This window comes from Stenotrophomonas riyadhensis (genome assembly GCF_040256885.1).
GTDB classification, from domain to species: Bacteria; Pseudomonadota; Gammaproteobacteria; order Xanthomonadales; family Xanthomonadaceae; genus Stenotrophomonas; species Stenotrophomonas riyadhensis.
The window spans coordinates 1001716-1016061 of record NZ_CP155568.1 but is presented as its reverse complement, the minus strand read 5'-3'; the positions used below and the strand labels follow the sequence as shown (position 1 = coordinate 1016061).

Below are 14346 nucleotides of genomic sequence, written 5' to 3'. Positions count from 1 at the left end.
TGGGGGAGCGTTCGGCGCCGAATATAGAAGACGTGGCGGCACGATCCTGCTAAATGGCGCATGAAACATTTTTCATTTGCAGTCGCTGCCCACGATTGCGAGGATGCCCCTGTCCCACTCTGCACACTGGCCCATGCCGCGCGTACTCACCATCGAGGACGATCTTGTCACCGCCGAGGAGATCGCCACCGAACTGCGCAGCCACGGCTTCGACGTGGACCTGGCCAGCGACGGCAGCAACGGCCTGGCGCTGGCACGTGCAGGCGACTACGCGGTGATCACCCTGGACCGCATGCTGCCCGGCATCGACGGGCTGGCCCTGGTCACCACGTTGCGCCGTGAAGGCATCACCACGCCGGTGCTGATGATCAGCGCACTGTCTGACGTGGATGAGCGCGTGCGCGGCCTGCGCGCCGGCGGCGATGACTACCTGACCAAGCCCTTCGCTTCGGACGAGATGGCCGCACGCGTGGAAGTGCTGATCCGGCGCCAGGGCCAGGCCCCGGCCATCGACAACGTACTGCGTGCCGGCGACCTGGAACTGGACCTGATGACCCGTTCGGCGCGACGCGGTGGCCACGAGATTGCACTGCTGCCCACAGAGTTCAAGCTGCTCGAATTCCTGGTCCGCAATGCCGGCCAGGTGGTCACCCGCAGCATGCTGTTCCAGGAAGTCTGGGGCTACCACTTCGATCCGGGCACCAACCTGATCGACGTGCATATCGGTCGCGTGCGCAAACGCATCGAACAACCCGGCCGGCCCCAGCCGATCATGACCGTCCGTGGAACCGGCTATGTCTTCGACGCGCAATCCTGACCACTGGCGCTCCTCCAGCAGCAGACTGCTGGGCCTGTACTGCATCCTGTTCGTGGCGTGGTCGAGCCTGCTGCTGGGCGTGATGTACTGGCGCATCTCGGATTACCTGAGTGACCTGACCGAATCGGGCCTGCAGCAGCGCGCGCACCTGTTCATGAGCTTCGACGGCCCGGCACTGGATGAAGCGTTGCGCGACAGCCAGCGCTTCGATCTGCACCAGGTCTATACCTATGGGTTGTTCGACAAGGCCGGCATGCCGATGGCGGGCCCGCTGACAGCGATCCCCGAGGGACTGCCGCTGGATGGCAGCTCGCATCCGGTCGAGGGTTGGACGCTGGCCGATGGGCCGCACGACAACGGTGGCAGTGCGCTCGGCGTGGTGACCCGCGATGGCCGCACGCTGGTATTCGTACGCCAGAATGGCAAGCTCATGGCGGTCAACAGCATCATCCTCGATGCACTGCTGTGGGGCGTGTCGCTGACCGTCATTCCCGGCCTGGTGGGCTGGCATCTGCTGCGTCGGCGCCCGTTGAAACGTATCCAGCAGATCGAAGCGGCCACCAATCGAATTGTTGCCGGCGACCTCGGCCAGCGCCTGCCGGTCTCCAGCCGCCGCGACGAGATCGATCGGCTGTCGAGCATCGTCAATGCCATGCTGGAACGCATCGAACAGTTGATGACCGAGGTCAAAGGCGTGTGCGACAGTATCGCCCACGATCTGCGCACCCCGCTGACCCGCCTGCGTGCCCACCTGTACCGCATGCGCGTGGGCCTGGACGAACGGGACCCGCACGCCGATCCACTGGACAAGGCGCTGGCCGAGACTGACATGCTGATGGCGCGCTTCGCCGCGCTGCTGCGGGTGTCGGAACTGGAGAGCCACCAGCGGCGTTCGGCCTTCGACGCGGTGGACGTCTCCGAGCTGCTGCAGGAACTTCACCAGTTCTACCTGCCCCTGGCCGAAGAAAAGCAGCAGTTGCTGGAGCTGCAGGTGGATCCGAAGGTGGGCCCGCTGCGTGGCGACCGCGAGCTGCTGTTCGAAGCGCTGGCCAACCTGCTGTCCAATGCCCTGCAGTTCACGCCAGCGCAGGGCCACATCCTGCTGCGCGCAGTGGACGATCAAGGCGTTCCCAGGATCGATGTGATCGACAACGGGCCGGGCATCCCACCGCAGGACCGCTCGCTGATCTACCAGCGCTTCTTCCGCGGCAGCAGCAGCGCCGGCCAGGGACCGGGATTCGGCCTGGGCCTGTCGATCGTAGCCGCCATTGCCGGCCTGCACGGCTTCCGTGTCCGCGCCGGCAGCGCCCCCGGCGGCGGCGCCTGGATGAGCATCCGCGGCGCGACGGACGGCCTGCCCTGAGCAACGGCCTTCGAGCCAATGCGCAGCACCCGCAGGAAAGGAAAACCAGCTGGCAACCGACACACCCCCTGCTGCCCGCGCGGGGTGGCCGACGCCTTCAGCCCTCGGTTCTGATCACAGCCAGCCTGGGCCGCCGCAGCAGCAGGTGCAACAGCACAGCGCATGCGGCGGTCAGCAGCGCCAGGACACGCAGCAGTATCGCCAGCGCCTCGGCACTGGCCTGCTGCAGTTGTGCGCCGCTCATCGCCGGAAGCAGTGCCTGCGCCTGTGCCTGCGCCCCCGTGGCCAGATAGGCACCGGCGCGCGCCAGCGATGCGGGCGATGCTCCCTGCAGCTGGTGGCCGATCAGCAGCGCAAGCAAGGCAGTGACTGCGGCCAATGCGATGCCTTCACCGGCCACCCGCACGGTTCCGAAGATGCCGGCGGCCATGCCCGCACGCTGTACCGGCACCACGCTGACCGACAGCCCATCCATCAGGCCCCACGGCAAGGCCGTTCCTGCACCGACCAGCATCAGCAACGGCACCCACTGCGAGGGCGACGGATGCGATGCATGGCGCGACAACAGGTACAGGCCAGAGGCACAGACCAGCAGGCCCAACGTGCACAGCCGCGCACTTCCAACGCGCTCCGCCCAGCGCGCGGCCAGCATCGGCAGCACCAGCATCGGCGCAGACAAGGCCAGCATCTGCAGCCCGACCAATGTCGTGCTCTGTGCGTGCACGCCCAGCAACTGCAGCGGCAGTACCACCAGCAGCACCACGTAGCCGAAGCAGGTTGCGACCGGCAGCAGCTGGACACCGAGGAACGCCGGTTGCGAGAACAGCGAGAGGTCCAGCAACGGTGAGCGGTGCAGCCGTTCGATGCAGATGAATACCCCGCCCAGCAACAGCGTCGCCAGCAGCGTCAGTTGCACGCGCATGGCATGCAGGCCGAATTCACCCAGCCACAACAGGGCCAGGGTCAACGCCGCCAGCATCAGGCTGAAGCCCAGCATGCCGCCAACATCCAGCCGCCCGCGTTCGCCATGGCTTTCGGACAACGCGCGCGCGCCCACGGCGAACGCCGCCAGCGTCAGTACACCGCCCGCGGCGAACACACTGCGCCATCCCAGAGCCTGCAGCAGCAGGCCCGCGAGCAGCGGCCCCAGTGCCAACCCTGCACCGAACGTGGTGCCCAGCAGGGCGAACACACGGGCACGCACCGGCCCCTGCCAGGCATGCGCCAGCGCGGCGGTGCCGGATGCCAACGCCGCTGCAGCGGCAACGCCCTGCAGCCCGCGCGCCAGATCCAGCCACAGCAGCGTGGGCGCGAGGCAGACGACGATCGTGGCGACGGTGAAGCCTGCCGTGCCCAGCAGGAACAGCCGCCGTCGGCCATAGCGGTCGGCCAGGCCACCGGCAGCAAGCAGCAGGCTGCCGAAGGTGAGCATGAACGCGTTGGTCACCCACGCCAGCGCGGTCGGCGACGACGCCGCGGAACGGGCCAGCGCCGGCACCGCCACCGCACCGGCCGAGAAGGACAACGGCAACGCCAGCGCGGCCAGGCAGACCGCGAGCAGCGTCCAGCGCTGATGTGTGCGGGAAAGTACGGGGAGCATCGAAACCGGGGCCATGCGGGCCTCCATCCATCAGGGGCATTGATGATGGACAGGACGCTATTCCTGAAAAACAGGCTTGATGGATGTTGATTACGGCCAGATGTTCCGCAATCATGCCCCTCATGGACTCCATCTCTGCCCTGCTCGCCTTTGTCCGCACCGCGGAGGCGGGCAGCATCGTCGGTGCCGCCCGCGTGCTCGGCCTCTCCGCGTCGGCGGTAGGCAAGCGCATCGCCCGCCTTGAACAGGAGCTCGGCACCCGCCTGTTCCAGCGCACCACCCGCCGCGTGCACCTCACCGACGAAGGCGAACTGCTGCTGCAGCGCTGCCGGCGTGCGCTGGACGAGCTTTCCGAAGCACAGGCGGACCTGGCACAGCGCCAGCACGCACCCAGTGGACTGCTGCGTATCGGCCTGCCCACCATCGGCTACCGCTTCCTCTTGCCGGTACTGCCCGGGTTCCAGCAGCGCTACCCGCAGGTGCAGCTGGAACTGGACTTCAACGACCGCATCGTTGATGTAGTCAGCGAAGGCCTCGACGCGGTGATACGCAGCGGTGAACTGGCCGATTCCAGCCTCACCGCACGGCGGCTGGGCGGGTTTCGCTTCATGCTCTGTGCAGCGCCGGGCTATCTGCAGGCGCATGGCACGCCTGCCGATGTGGGCGAGCTGCGCCTGCATACCGCACTGCGCTTCCGTTACCCCACCACCGGAAAGCTGCACCCGTGGCAGCTGCCGGGTATCGAAGGCGATGTCGGCGCGCGCCTTCCCACGGCGATGACCTGCAACAACATGGAAGCCGTACTGGCCGCTGCGATCGGTTGCATGGGCCTGGCTTGGATGCCGGACTTCCTCGCGGCCGATGCGCTGGCCGATGGCCGCCTGCAACGGGTACTGCCCGCGCTGCCCACGCACCAGGGGCAGTTCTCGCTGCTATGGCCCGGCGGGCGCCACCCCAGCGCGCGCCTGCGGGTGTTCATCGACTACGCCGTTGCGCATCTGTTCCAGGGCAGCAAGGCGTAGCGGATACACGGGATCAGCTTGCGCTGGCAACGTCCAGGAAATTGCGCAGCACCGGCGCCGGAGCTTCCGGGCGCGTGCAGAACTGCAGCGCGAAGCGCGTTGCTTCATCGGCCAGCAGGCGATAAGCGATTTCCTGCGAACGGAAGCTGGCCATGCTGGCTGGCACGATCGCCACGCCAGCATCCACCGCCACCAGCGACAGCACCGCATGCATGCCCCGCGCTTCCTGCACGACGCGCGGGGTGAATCCTGCCGCAGTGCACAGGCCCAGCACCTGCGCGTGGAAGCCGATGCCCTCACCCGCCGGCCACGACACGAACGACTCGTCAACCAGCATCGCCACACTGACCTCCGCCGCATCGGCCAGCGCATGCGCACGCGGCAGCGCAATCGCCAGGCGGTCGTAATCGAAGTCGTGCAGCACCAGCTCAGCGGCGGGAATCGGTGGGATCAGCACGCCGACGTCGATGCGCTGCTCACGCAACCACAGCTGCTGCTGGCGTGATGTGGCTTCCTGCAGATGCAGCTGAACGTGCGGGTAGATCTGGCGGAAGCGGCGGATCAAGCCCGGCAGGCGACCATACAGGGCACTGCCCACATAGCCTACGCGCAGGCTGCCGGACTGTCCGGCGGCGGCTTCGCGCGTGCGCTGCAATGCCTGCTCGGCCTGCTGCAGCGTTGCCCGCGCCTCCACCAGCAAGGTCTGCCCGGCCACGGTCAGGCCCAGGGTGCGGTTGCCGCGCACGATCAGTTCACTGCCCAGTTCATCTTCCAGCCGTCGGATTGCCGCCGTCAGCGGTGGCTGCGACATGTGCAGGCGGGCTGCGGCGCGGTGGAAATGCAGTTCTTCGGCCACGGCCACATACTGGCGAAGCAGGCGCAGGTCGATCATCTCGAAGCAGGCAGTGGAAACCTGCCTAGGGTACGCCCTCAGCCGCGCACGTCCACGCTGGCGCGGGCGATGGCCGGCCATTGCAGGGCCACCGACTCGATGCTGTCGGCACTGACCGCGCGCAGATCCCTTGGGTACGCCACATGCTCGGCCTCCTGCAGGCGCAGCGCGTGGAACTGGCCGTTGCTTGCGCGCAGCACCCAGCCGCCGTGCTGGCAGCGCGTGGACGCCAGGAAGGCCACGCCCTGTGCGACCGCATCCGGATGAAGTTCATCCGGCTCACCCTCGATGCCCCACATCCGCGTCTTCGCCACCGGCGAAACCGCATTGACCACGATGCCATGCTCGGCACCTTCCAGTGCCAGCACATTGACCAGACCGAGCGCGGCCAGTTTGGCCATCGCGTACGCAGACAGCCCGCGCTGTGCGTACTGCGGATACAGCGCGCGATCGGACGTGGTGATGACGATGCGCCCTCCGCCCGCCGCGCGCATCGCCGGCCACGCCGCCTGTGCCAACCACAAGGGCGTCTTCGCGGCCAGGCACAGCATCTGCTCCAGCGCGTCGTCCTCGATCGCTTCCAGTGCCTGGTACCCGACCCAGCCGGCGTTATGGATCAGGAAGTCGATGCGGCCATGTTGGTGCAGCAGCTCCTGTACCAGCGCATGGCAACCTGCACGATGGTCAATCGGGCTGCTCGCGGCCTGCACTGACAGGCCCTGCATCTGCAGCGCCTCGACGCTGCGCACAATGCGCAGCGGATCGGCACCACGGCCGTCGGTGCCAGCACCGATGTCATGCATCATCACGTGCGCACCACGCTCGGCCAGCAAGCGGCTGTAGGCCAGGCCCAGACCACCGGCAGCACCGGTCACCAGGCCCACCTGGCCTTCGAAGGAAATACGCGAGATCGGCTTCATGCGCACAGCTTCCGCCACGCGCCGCGACGGCGGCCAATACCGTTCGCCGCCCACCACGATACGCCCACGCTATCGCCGAAAAGGGGACGGAGGGGATTAAGTCGTTTCAGGCACAGTGTGGCCAGTTACGACTTAATCCCCTCCGTCCCCTTTTTCGTTCAGCGGCTGAAGCGGCGTGCGCCGGCGACGCAGATCACCGCGACCACGGTCACCAGCACCATGCTGAGGCTGACCGATTCGTGCAGCAGCAGCGCAGCCAGGGCCAGGCCAAAGAACGGTTGCAGCAGCTGCAGCTGGCCGACGGCGGCGATGCCGCCCTGCGCCAGGCCGCGGTACCAGAACAGGAAGCCGACCAGCATGCTGAACACTGCCACGTAGCCCAGTGCCCACCACGCCGACGCACCGACGGCGGCGAACGAGGCCGGGCGCATCAGCACTGTCAGCGGCAGCATCACCGGCAACGCCAGCAGCAGCGCCCAGCTGATCACCTGCCAACCGCCAAGATGACGGGCGAGCCGACCGCCCTCGGCATAGCCCAGCCCGCACGCCACGATCGCCGCCAGCATCAGCAGGTCGGCCTGCAGCGAGGCCTCGATGCCGTTGCGCACCGCATAGCCGACCACGCAGGCACTGCCCAGCAACGAGAACAGCCAGAAGGCAGGACGCGGCCGCTCGCCGCCGCGCAGCACGCCGAATATCGCGGTGCTCAGTGGCAGCAGGCCGACAAACACGATGGTGTGTGCGGATGAGGCGTGGCGCAGGGCGAGCGCGGTCAGCAGTGGAAAGCCGACCACCACGCCGAGGCTGACCACCACCAGGCCTGGCAGGTCACTGCGGCGCGGCCACGGCTGGCGCAGCAGCAACAGCAGCCCCAGGCCGAGCACAGCGGCGATGGTGGCGCGTGCGGCGGTGACGAACCCGGCATCCAGTTCAAGCACCGCCAGGCGGGTGGCCGGCAACGAGCCCGCGAAAATCACCACACCGATGAAGCCATTGATCCAACCACTCGCCGACCGTTCCACGCCTGTACTCCTGCAATGCCGGGCGGTCCCGGCGGGATTTCCATGAGAGCACCTGTGCCCCCGTCACCCCAGCTACAATCCAGTACAGTCCCAAGTAACTGTACTGCCCACACTTCCAATACAGTCCGCCATGCCACGCCCCCTGACCCGCATCGAATCCGTCATCCAGGCGGTACGCACCCGCATCAACGCGCGGGTCGATGGCCCCGGCTCGCGCCTGCCTTCGGTACGGGCGCAGGCGGCGGCAATGGGGGTATCGGTCTCCACCGTGGTCGAGGCCTACGAGCGCCTGGCCGCCGAGGGTGTGATCAGCGCGCGCGCGGGCTCGGGCTTCTACGTCAGCGGGCCGGTCGCACCGCTCGCGCTGGCTGAAATGGAACCCCGGCTGGATCGCGCCGTGGACCCGCTGTGGGTGTCGCGGCAATCGCTGGAAACACCGGCCGGCCATCTCAAGCCGGGCTGCGGCTGGATGCCCAGCGACTGGCTGTACCAGGACGGCATGCGCCGGGGCCTGCGTCGGCTGGCACGCGTCGACGCCGCGCATCTGGTCGACTATGCCGGCCCGCTGGGCCTGCCGCCGCTACGCCAGCTGCTGCAGCGACGCGCTGCCGCGCTGGGCATCGATGCGCCGATGGAGCAGATCCTGCTGACCGAATCCGGGACGCACGCGGTCGACCTGATCTGCCGCTTCCTGCTCAAACCCGGCGACTGCGTGCTGGTGGACGACCCCAGTTACTTCAACTACCACGCGTTGCTGAAGGCACACCAGGTGCAGGCAGTGGGCGTGCCGTACACACACACCGGTCCCGACCTGGACGCCTTCGCCCAGGCCCTGCAAGCGCATTCGCCACGGCTGTACATCACCAACTCCGGCCTGCACAACCCGACCGGCGCGGTGCTTTCCGCGAGCACCGCACACCGCCTGCTGGGCCTGGCCGAACGCAGCGAACTGATCATCGTCGAGGACGACATCTTCGCCGACTTCGAACTGCAGCCAGCGCCGCGGCTGGCCGCGCTCGATGGGCTGTCGCGGGTGATCCACGTCGGCAGTTTCTCCAAGACGCTGTCGGCGGCTTCGCGCTGTGGCTACGTGGCCGCTCGCCCTGAGTGGATCGAGGCGCTGACCGATCTGAAGCTGGCCACCAGTTTCGGCGGCGGCCATCTGGCGATGCAGTTGATGCACATCGCGCTGACCGACAGTGGCTACCGCCGCCACATGCAGTCGGTACGTTCGCGCCTGGCCGATGCGCGCCGGCACACGCTGCGCAAGCTGCAGACGCTGGGCATCACGCCGTGGCTGCAGCCGGAAGCCGGGCTGTTCCTGTGGTGCCAGCTACCCGATGGCCGCGATGCCGCTGCACTGGCGCGGCAATGCCTGCGCGAGGGCATCGTGCTGGCGCCGGGCAACGCGTTCAGCCAATCGCAGCGCGCGGCCGACTATGTACGTTTCAACGTTTCGCAGTGCCAGGACCCGAGGATCTGGCAGGTACTGGCGCGCGCGCTGCGTTGAGCTGGTAATGCGCGACCAGCGCATCCACCACCACGCGCACGCCAGGCAACTGGCCGCGACGATGCGGCAGCAGCACGCTGGTGGTCACTTCGCCGGCATGCCACGCCGGCAGCACCTGCTGCAGGCGGCCGGCGGCAAGGGCTGCGGCACACAGGCTGTGTGGCAACACGGTGATGCCAAGACCCGCTTCGGCCGCCGCGATCAGCAGCTGCGATTCATTGCCGACCAGCGCCACCTGCGGCTCCACCTGCACGGTGCGGGCGTCGGGGCCGTGCAGCGTCCAGCGCGTTGCATGGCGCGCGGTCAGCAGGCCGGCATGCGCACGTAGCTGCTCGGGCGTATCCACTGCCGGCGCGGCTGCCAGATAGCCAGGGGACGCCACCAGCACGATGCGCTCGCTACCCAGCGAGCGCTGCACCAACCCGGAATCCGGCAGCGGACCGAAGTGGCTGCGCAGGGCGATGTCGATGCCCTCCTGAGCCAGATCGATGAAGCGATCACTTACTTCAACTTCGATGCGCAGCCGTGGATAGCGGCGGGCCAGTGCAGGCAGGCACGCGGCGAGCTCGCCCTGTACCACCGGAATCGAAGCGCTGATGCGTACGGTGCCGCTGGGTTCGGCCTGGCGGTCGCGGACGATGGCCTCGGCGGCCTCGACCTCGGACAACGCTGCGCGTGCGCGCTCAAAGAACTCCTGACCGACCTCGGTCAATGCGAAGCGGCGCGAACTGCGTTGCAGCAGCCGCACCTGGAGCTGTTCTTCCAGCAGCGCCACGCGCTTGCTCAGGGTCGAGCGCGGCAGGCCCAGATGGCGCCCGCCTGCGGCGAAACCGCCCTGCTCCACCGCAGTCACGAACAGGGCCAGATCGTTGAGGTTGAGCATGCGCAACGTCCACATTTGTGGACTTCAGGATGCCATTTGGACGGCTTCAGCCGCAATGTCCATGCTGGCACGCTTTCCTCACCCGCCGCGTCGCGGCTCGAACCGGAAACCTGCCATGCCCCCGACCCTCTTCTACGGCGTGCCCTCGGGCTGCTCGTTCGGCTCCATCGTTGCGCTGGAGTGGCTGCGCCAGCCGTATCACCTGTGCCGCATCGACATGCCCGGCCAGGTGCAGGGCGAAGACTACCGCCGCCTCAATCCACTGGGCGAAACCCCGACGCTGCGAACCGCGCAGGGCGAGCTGCTCAGCGAAAGCCTGGCCATCCTCAACCACCTGGCCGCGAAGGGCATCGCACAGGGGCTGGGCTTCACACAGGGCACCTCCGGCTTCGATCGCCTCAACCATCGGCTGGCCTATCTCAACACCAGTTTCTTCGGTGCCTACGCGCCGCTCTGGCACGCACTGGAGCATGCGGAAGGCGATGAAGGCGAGGCGCTGCGTGCCTATGGCACGACCAAGGTGCGCCACGCCCATCAGGCGCTGGAGCAGATGATCGGCACGGGCCCGTGGCTGCTGGGCGAACAGCGCAGCTTTGCCGATGCCTACTTCGCAGGCATCGCGCGCTGGAACGACTATCACCAGGTGGTCGATCGTCGCGGGTTCCCAAGGGTGCAGCAGTTGTTCGAGCGCCTGCAGGACGACGCCGGCGTGCAGTTCGCCCACGCCATCGAAGCGCAGCAGCCGGCAACCAGCAGCGGTGGATTCCTCGGCGAAGTGCGGCTGGAAGACGTGCTTGAGGCCGCAGCGGACTGAGCCCTGTCCTGCCCGTGAGGCAGCGGCGCGCAATGCCTCTTGCGCGCCGCGCTACAGTGGTATGTCGCCCGCCGCAGGAATCCGCGCATGTCCACGTTCTCCGATCCGCAGGCCGTGGCCCGCTATGCCGAAGCGCCGCTGCGCCAGGTGCCGGGTTTCCTCGCCCTGCAGCAGATGAGCCGGCTGCTGCTGGCCGAACGTGTTCCCGCGCAGGGCCGCGTGCTGGTGCTGGGTGCCGGTGGTGGGCTGGAGCTGAAGGCCTTCGCCGAGGCGCAGCCGGGCTGGCAGTTGCTGGGCGTGGACCCGGCTGCGCCGATGCTGGCCCTGGCCGAGCAGACACTGGGTCCGCTGATGTCGCGCGTGCAGTTGCTGGAAGGCTATATCGACGATGCACCCGATGCGCGCTTCGACGGCGCCAGCTGCCTGCTGACCCTGCACTTCCTCGATGCCGGGCAGCGCCTGCACACGCTGCGCGGACTGCACCGGCGCCTGCAACCCGGCGCGCCGCTGGTGGTGGCGCACCACAGCGTGCCACAGGACCCGGCCGGCAAGCTGCGCTGGTTGCAGCGCTACGCGGCGTTCGCCGAAGCCTCGGGGGTTGCCCACGCCGATGCGCAGCGCGCGATCAACGCCATTGCCGAGAGGTTGCCGCTGCTGGCACCCGAGCAGGAGGTCGCACTGCTGCAGGAGGCCGGCTTCGATGGTGTGGAGCTGTTCTATGCCGGCTTCAGCTTCAAGGGCTGGGTGGCGTACGCCGGTTGATGCCTACGGCACCACCGTGATGCCGATGCGCTGCATCAACAGCGCCACCTGCTGCACGTCCAGCGTGGCGCCACGCAGGTTGGTGCTGCGCAGGTCCAGCTCGCCCAGCTCGGAGTTGGTCAGGTTGCAGTCGGTGAAGTTGGCGCTGTTCCAGTCGATCCCCTCGAACTGGCCACCGGACAGATCCGAGCCGGCGAAACTGGCACCGCTCACATTCGCGCCATCCCAGCGGTTCTCCCACAGCTCGCACTTCTCCAGCGTGACCCGCGAGAAGTTCGCGTAGCGCAGGTTCGACTTCTTGATGAAGGCACTGCAGAACCAGCTGCGCGTGGTGATCTGATTCATGAAGCTGGCGTTGCTGAAGTCCGCGCCCTGCGCACGGCACTCGCTGATCTCCAGGCCCAGCGCCTTGATGAAACTGAAGTGGCACATGCTGATGTCGCAACTACGGAAGCTGGCTTCCTTCAATGTGGCGCCGTTGAAGCGGCAACCGGCGCGGTTTTCAGCGTCGTAGAAGCTGCAGTTGATGAACTCGGTGGCGGTCAGGTCCGCGCCGGAGAAATCGCATTCGTGGAACTGCTGGTCGACCACCTTCTGGCCGGTGTACTGGTCTGCGCCGATGCGCAGCTTGCGGTGAACGGTGGGGGACATCGTGGATTCCATGCCAGGGGCCCCGCCATGATGCCGGGCCGCGAGGGCGATCCATAGACGCTGGCGCGGTCGGGTTCACCGGCAGTCCAGCCGGTCTGTGGCCACGCCCGCCAAATGCACGTTGTTGCACGTTAATGCACGAATGTGCAGACTTGCGTCATGAGCTCCGATCCCAGCCCCCTCCCCGCCCAGCGGACCCAGCAGATCCTCGAGGAACTGCGCCAGCAGGGTCGCGTGGTCGCCGCCGAACTGGCGCGCCGCTATGCCGTCTCCGAAGATTCGATCCGCCGTGACCTGCGCGAACTGGCCGCGCAAGGCCTGTGCCAGCGTGTCTACGGCGGCGCCGTGCTGCCGCCGCCCAAGGAGCGCCCGCTGCGCGAGCGCCTGACCCGCGACCGCGGCGACAAGGCAGAACTGGCCGCCCGCGTCTGCGCGCTGCTGCAACCCGGGCAGGTGGTGCTGCTTGATGCTGGATCAACCAACCTGGCGATCGCCCAGCAGCTGCCGGCCGCTCTCGGGCTGACGGTGATCACCAATGCCCCGCAGATCGCCACCGCAGCCAGCATGCTCGAAGGCACTTCAGTACAGCTGATCGGCGGCCGCCTGGCCAGCGGTGGCGGCGCGGTCGGCGCTGAAGCGTTGGCGCAGGTGCAGCGCCTGCGCGCCGACGTATACCTGCCCGGCCCATGTGCAGTGGACGGCGACACCGGCGTGTGGGCGATGGATGCGGAAGAAGCCACGCTGAAGCGCGCAATGGTGGCCTGCAGCAGCCGCGTCATCGTCGCCGCGACCACCGAAAAACTCGGTGCGCGCGGCAACTGGCAGATCGCCAGCTTGGACGAGATCGACGACCTGGTGCTGACCACCACCGCACCGCCCGCACTGGCGGCTCGCTTCCGCGCCGCCGGTATCTCGGTGCACCCCACTCCGCCCTGACCGTACCGCTCATGTCCCTTGCCAACCGCGCGCGTGCCGAACAGCACGCGACCCGCGCTGCGTTCTTCATTCCCGGCTTCGCCACTGCGTTGTGGGCCACCCTGGTGCCATTCGCCAAAGCGCGCACCGGGATCAATGACGCCACGCTGGGGCTGGTGCTGCTCTGCCTCGGTGCCGGTTCACTGCTGGCGATGCCGTTATCCGGCGTACTGGCCGCGCGCCTCGGCTGCCGGCGGGTGATGGTGGCCAGCAGCCTGCTGATCTGCCTGAGCGTGCCCGGCCTGGCCCTGGCCGGTTCGGCGTGGACGCTGGGCCTGGTGCTGTTCGCGTTCGGTGCGGCCGTGGGCGCGATGGACTGCACGATGAACGTGCAGGCGGTCATCGTCGAGCGCGAAGCACGGCGGGTGATGATGTCCGGCTTCCATGCCTTCTTCAGCATCGGTGGCTTCCTCGGCGCGGCCACCATGACCGTGCTGTTGTCCGCACAGCTGCCGCCACTGGCATCGGTGCTGATCGGCGTTGGCGCCATGCTGCTGGTGATGCTGCTGTCGGCGCCGTACTGGCACAGCGAACGCATGCCTCACGGCACACCGATGCTGGCCCTGCCCCACGGCATCGTGCTGTTCATCGGCGTACTCGCCTTCGTCGCCTTCCTCGGTGAAGGTGCGATGCTGGACTGGAGTGCGGTGTTCCTCAGCGATGTGCGTCGCGTCGATGCCAGCCTTGCCGGCATCGGCTATGTGACCTTCACCCTGACCATGACCGTGGCGCGCCTGTTCGGCGACGCACTGGTGGCGCGCGTGGGACGACAGCGCGCAATCGTGTTCGGCGGGCTGCTCGCCGCCGCGGGCGTGCTGGTGCTGACCCTGGTCACGCCGTGGCAGGCGTCGTTGGTGGGCTATGTGCTGGTCGGCCTCGGCTGCGCCAACATCGCACCGGCACTGTTCTCACTGGCTGGCCACCAGACCCGCATGCCGGGTGCGCTGGCGATCACCGCGGTGTCCACACTGGGCTTTGCCGGCATCCTTGCCGGGCCGGCCTTGATCGGCTTCGCCGCCAACCATTTCGGCCTGATCGCTGCGTTCATCGGCGTGGCCACGGCCCTGTTGCTGGTGGCGGTGTCCACGCGTTGGCTGCGGGTGTAGTCCAGGACC

The 14346-nt window shown here is 67.7% G+C and carries 14 protein-coding genes; 8 read left to right on the top strand and 6 right to left on the bottom strand.

The window, feature by feature from the left end:
• Positions 1–133 precede the first annotated feature (133 nt).
• Positions 134–817, top strand: coding sequence for a response regulator transcription factor (locus SriyCCGPB3_RS04750; RefSeq protein WP_153856484.1), 684 nt, complete (start codon positions 134–136; stop codon positions 815–817).
• Positions 795–2180: a sensor histidine kinase gene (locus tag SriyCCGPB3_RS04745; protein WP_153856485.1), complete on the top strand. Its 1386-nt coding sequence runs from the start codon at positions 795–797 to the stop codon at positions 2178–2180. The genes SriyCCGPB3_RS04750 and SriyCCGPB3_RS04745 overlap by 23 nt, the downstream gene beginning before the upstream one ends.
• Positions 2181–2277: 97 nt before the next feature.
• Here SriyCCGPB3_RS04745 and SriyCCGPB3_RS04740 read toward each other — a convergent pair whose 3' ends face one another.
• Positions 2278–3795: an MFS transporter gene (locus tag SriyCCGPB3_RS04740; RefSeq protein WP_153856486.1), complete on the bottom strand. Its 1518-nt coding sequence runs from the start codon at positions 3793–3795 to the stop codon at positions 2278–2280.
• 107 nt (positions 3796–3902) lie between these two features.
• Between SriyCCGPB3_RS04740 and SriyCCGPB3_RS04735 the strand changes: the two genes are divergently transcribed.
• Positions 3903–4802, top strand: a complete 900-nt coding sequence (locus SriyCCGPB3_RS04735) for a LysR substrate-binding domain-containing protein (protein ID WP_153856487.1) — start codon at positions 3903–3905, stop codon at positions 4800–4802.
• 13 nt (positions 4803–4815) lie between these two features.
• On the opposite strand, the gene SriyCCGPB3_RS04730 is transcribed toward SriyCCGPB3_RS04735, so the two are convergent.
• The 3 genes from SriyCCGPB3_RS04730 to SriyCCGPB3_RS04720 form a co-directional block, all read right to left on the bottom strand.
• Positions 4816–5694, bottom strand: a complete 879-nt coding sequence (locus tag SriyCCGPB3_RS04730) for a LysR family transcriptional regulator (RefSeq protein ID WP_153856488.1) — start codon at positions 5692–5694, stop codon at positions 4816–4818.
• Between the two features lie 38 nt (positions 5695–5732).
• Positions 5733–6614, bottom strand: coding sequence for an SDR family NAD(P)-dependent oxidoreductase (locus tag SriyCCGPB3_RS04725; RefSeq protein ID WP_350259920.1), 882 nt, complete (start codon positions 6612–6614; stop codon positions 5733–5735).
• 158 nt (positions 6615–6772) lie between these two features.
• Positions 6773–7636, bottom strand: a complete 864-nt coding sequence (locus SriyCCGPB3_RS04720) for a DMT family transporter (protein ID WP_101765038.1) — start codon at positions 7634–7636, stop codon at positions 6773–6775.
• A 130-nt stretch (positions 7637–7766) separates the two neighbouring features.
• On the opposite strand from SriyCCGPB3_RS04720, the gene SriyCCGPB3_RS04715 reads away from it, so the two are divergent.
• A complete protein-coding gene (locus SriyCCGPB3_RS04715) occupies positions 7767–9146 on the top strand; it encodes a PLP-dependent aminotransferase family protein (protein WP_110711361.1) in 1380 nt (459 codons plus the stop codon).
• Here the strand turns inward: SriyCCGPB3_RS04715 and SriyCCGPB3_RS04710 are convergent.
• On the bottom strand, positions 9085–10044 hold the full coding sequence (locus SriyCCGPB3_RS04710; RefSeq protein ID WP_329893387.1) for a LysR substrate-binding domain-containing protein: 960 nt from the start codon (positions 10042–10044) through the stop codon (positions 9085–9087). The genes SriyCCGPB3_RS04715 and SriyCCGPB3_RS04710 overlap by 62 nt on opposite strands.
• Before the next feature lie 100 nt (positions 10045–10144).
• Here SriyCCGPB3_RS04710 and SriyCCGPB3_RS04705 point away from each other — a divergent pair, with 100 nt between their 5' ends.
• Both SriyCCGPB3_RS04705 and SriyCCGPB3_RS04700 read left to right on the top strand, forming a co-directional pair.
• A complete protein-coding gene (locus tag SriyCCGPB3_RS04705) occupies positions 10145–10843 on the top strand; it encodes a glutathione S-transferase family protein (protein WP_153856491.1) in 699 nt (232 codons plus the stop codon).
• An 87-nt stretch (positions 10844–10930) separates the two neighbouring features.
• Positions 10931–11605, top strand: a complete 675-nt coding sequence (locus tag SriyCCGPB3_RS04700; RefSeq protein ID WP_110711356.1) for a class I SAM-dependent methyltransferase — start codon at positions 10931–10933, stop codon at positions 11603–11605.
• 3 nt (positions 11606–11608) lie between these two features.
• On the opposite strand, the gene smqnr is transcribed toward SriyCCGPB3_RS04700, so the two are convergent.
• Positions 11609–12256, bottom strand: coding sequence for a SmQnr family pentapeptide repeat protein (gene smqnr, locus SriyCCGPB3_RS04695; RefSeq protein WP_121504026.1), 648 nt, complete (start codon positions 12254–12256; stop codon positions 11609–11611).
• A gap of 159 nt (positions 12257–12415) precedes the next feature.
• Between smqnr and SriyCCGPB3_RS04690 the strand changes: the two genes are divergently transcribed.
• Both SriyCCGPB3_RS04690 and SriyCCGPB3_RS04685 read left to right on the top strand, forming a co-directional pair.
• Positions 12416–13192 carry a DeoR/GlpR family DNA-binding transcription regulator gene (locus tag SriyCCGPB3_RS04690; RefSeq protein WP_153856492.1) on the top strand — a complete coding sequence of 259 codons (777 nt, stop codon included), beginning with the start codon at positions 12416–12418 and terminating at the stop codon, positions 13190–13192.
• Between the two features lie 11 nt (positions 13193–13203).
• The gene (locus tag SriyCCGPB3_RS04685; RefSeq protein ID WP_153856493.1) at positions 13204–14337 is read left to right on the top strand and encodes an MFS transporter; all 1134 of its coding nucleotides are present in this window, start codon (positions 13204–13206) and stop codon (positions 14335–14337) included.
• Positions 14338–14346: the final 9 nt, after the last annotated feature.

Bases quoted from the DNA above. Each gene is read 5' to 3' on its own strand.
- SriyCCGPB3_RS04690 (WP_153856492.1), top strand. From the start codon at position 12,416: ATGAGCTCCGATCCCAGCCCCCTCCCCGCCCAGCGGACCCAGCAGATC.
- SriyCCGPB3_RS04685 (WP_153856493.1), top strand. From the start codon at position 13,204: ATGTCCCTTGCCAACCGCGCGCGTGCCGAACAGCACGCGACCCGCGCT.
- SriyCCGPB3_RS04745 (WP_153856485.1), top strand. From the start codon at position 795: ATGTCTTCGACGCGCAATCCTGACCACTGGCGCTCCTCCAGCAGCAGA.
- SriyCCGPB3_RS04710 (WP_329893387.1), bottom strand. From the start codon at position 10,044: ATGTGGACGTTGCGCATGCTCAACCTCAACGATCTGGCCCTGTTCGTG.
- SriyCCGPB3_RS04735 (WP_153856487.1), top strand. From the start codon at position 3,903: ATGGACTCCATCTCTGCCCTGCTCGCCTTTGTCCGCACCGCGGAGGCG.
- SriyCCGPB3_RS04700 (WP_110711356.1), top strand. From the start codon at position 10,931: ATGTCCACGTTCTCCGATCCGCAGGCCGTGGCCCGCTATGCCGAAGCG.
- SriyCCGPB3_RS04750 (WP_153856484.1), top strand. From the start codon at position 134: ATGCCGCGCGTACTCACCATCGAGGACGATCTTGTCACCGCCGAGGAG.
- SriyCCGPB3_RS04705 (WP_153856491.1), top strand. From the start codon at position 10,145: ATGCCCCCGACCCTCTTCTACGGCGTGCCCTCGGGCTGCTCGTTCGGC.
- SriyCCGPB3_RS04730 (WP_153856488.1), bottom strand. From the start codon at position 5,694: ATGATCGACCTGCGCCTGCTTCGCCAGTATGTGGCCGTGGCCGAAGAA.
- SriyCCGPB3_RS04715 (WP_110711361.1), top strand. From the start codon at position 7,767: ATGCCACGCCCCCTGACCCGCATCGAATCCGTCATCCAGGCGGTACGC.
- smqnr (WP_121504026.1), bottom strand. From the start codon at position 12,256: ATGTCCCCCACCGTTCACCGCAAGCTGCGCATCGGCGCAGACCAGTAC.
- SriyCCGPB3_RS04740 (WP_153856486.1), bottom strand. From the start codon at position 3,795: ATGGCCCCGGTTTCGATGCTCCCCGTACTTTCCCGCACACATCAGCGC.
- SriyCCGPB3_RS04725 (WP_350259920.1), bottom strand. From the start codon at position 6,614: ATGAAGCCGATCTCGCGTATTTCCTTCGAAGGCCAGGTGGGCCTGGTG.